A 1,615-nucleotide genomic window follows, 5' to 3' on the forward strand; every position below is an offset into this window, starting at 1 on the left:
TAGCCAATTAGAGCCATTTTTTAACCTTTTGTCCGTCATTCCGTCCGAATATCTTATTTTCCGAAAACTCATTAATCAAGAACATTTCCGGACAACATTCGGAATGGCCGACAAATGATTGTTTGATGGACAGAACGGGACAGGCTAAATTATTACTAGGTATCACCAAGTGATAAGGGAACAGCAATGGCAACATCACTCAAGATTGACGATACGCTCAAAGGCCGCGTCCAATACCTCGCTAGTCAGCGCCGCCGTTCACCGCACTGGATCATGCTTGAAGCCATCCAACAATACGTCGAACGAGAGGAAGCCCGTGAAAACTTCAAGCAGGAAGCCTTAGCTTCCTGGGCTGCTTATCAGGAAACCGGTCGGCACCTGACCGGTCAGGAAGTGCGTACTTGGTTAAACACTTGGGGCACCCAAGACGAAAAGGCGGTGCCTGAGTGCCACAAGTAATCGTCACAGAAGGCGCGGCGCAAGGATTTGAGCGATGCCGGCGGTTCTTGGCTGCAAAGGACCCGGAAGCTGCGAAGCGGGCTGGCCAGGCCATTGAACGGCAATTCTTGCTACTGGAAACAGCCCCCGACATTGGCCGACCATTCCCTGAAATGCCGGAGCTACGCGAGATGGTGATCGCCTTCGGAGATTCTGGCTATGTGGCTCTGTACCGCCAGGAAGCGGCCGCTGATACGGTCTATATCTTGGCATTTCGGCACCAGAAAGAGGCAGGCTACTGATGAGTATGAACGAATTCCGCCGACTGGCCGAGAAGATCGATCAGCATATGCAGCAGCTTGACGCACAAGGCGTCAGCGAGGCGTATGCCGTCATCAATCGCATGATGGGATACGTGCCCGACTTGAACAAAATCTGGGTCGGCACCAACGACCAGCAACTCATCGCACTATCCCGCGAGTTCCCTGGGTTCTACTGCTACGCCCGGCTCATGGAAGATGCCTTCGAAGCCGAACGCCAAAAGGCGTCGCGCCCCTATGACGGCATGCCCGAGTTCTCTGATAAGCACAAGCAAATAGGCGAGCAACTGCTGACCACGGCGGCCACGCTTGAGCGTACCTACCAGGCGTTTCATGCGCGCCGCCCTCAAGTCTTGCAGCCTCAGCGCGACGAACTGAGCCATCTGCATCGGCAATGGCTGTCCGACCTGGATGCTTTCAAAGATTCGCTGCGCAGGCAGGGTGCAGAACCCAAGGTTCTGGAATACGTGAACGAGGTTTTCGGCCGTCTAGCCGAGCGTATCAAGCAGCTTTCCGGGTGATCGTCAGGTCGCCGACGGAAATTTCGGCTGTTTGTGATTAGAACCCCTTCCTGGATCATCCATTTCTCGATATAACGACCCGTTACCAAGCCCCTTCCGCTAACGGCCGTGCTCCTACGTGGAATCTGGTGTGGCTCACCCTTACGAATCACTCAGATTGCAGCATAGAGCGCCCTTTTTATGTAGGGCTTTAGAGAGGGCATATGCCAGTTCTGAGCGGGTACAGGCCTCGATTTGATCGGGGTGAGGAAATAGAAATCAGAGGTTCGCAGCGAAGGCGAGCATTATGAGTGCTTTTGTAGTTTACGTACGTACGTATTTTAGTATTCCTTCTGA

The 1,615-nt window shown here is 53.4% G+C and carries 3 protein-coding genes; all 3 read left to right on the plus strand.

Features of this window, described 5'->3' with window-relative positions:
* Nucleotides 1-186: 186 nt before the first annotated feature.
* The 3 genes from ALO43_RS27410 to ALO43_RS27420 are packed head-to-tail and all read left to right on the plus strand — an operon-like array spanning nt 187 to nt 1,279.
* Nucleotides 187-459: a CopG family ribbon-helix-helix protein gene (locus tag ALO43_RS27410; RefSeq protein WP_044322718.1), complete on the plus strand. Its 273-nt coding sequence runs from the start codon at nt 187-189 to the stop codon at nt 457-459.
* Nucleotides 447-740 carry a type II toxin-antitoxin system RelE/ParE family toxin gene (locus tag ALO43_RS27415; RefSeq protein ID WP_044322719.1) on the plus strand — a complete coding sequence of 98 codons (294 nt, stop codon included), beginning with the start codon at nt 447-449 and terminating at the stop codon, nt 738-740. Before ALO43_RS27410 ends, ALO43_RS27415 begins: the two co-directional genes overlap by 13 nt.
* Nucleotides 740-1,279: a transposase gene (locus ALO43_RS27420; protein ID WP_235805221.1), complete on the plus strand. Its 540-nt coding sequence runs from the start codon at nt 740-742 to the stop codon at nt 1,277-1,279. Before ALO43_RS27415 ends, ALO43_RS27420 begins: the two co-directional genes overlap by 1 nt.
* Nucleotides 1,280-1,615 lie beyond the last annotated feature (336 nt).

The sequence above is a fragment of the Pseudomonas tremae genome (genome assembly GCF_001401155.1).
GTDB lineage: Bacteria > Pseudomonadota > Gammaproteobacteria > Pseudomonadales > Pseudomonadaceae > Aquipseudomonas > Aquipseudomonas tremae.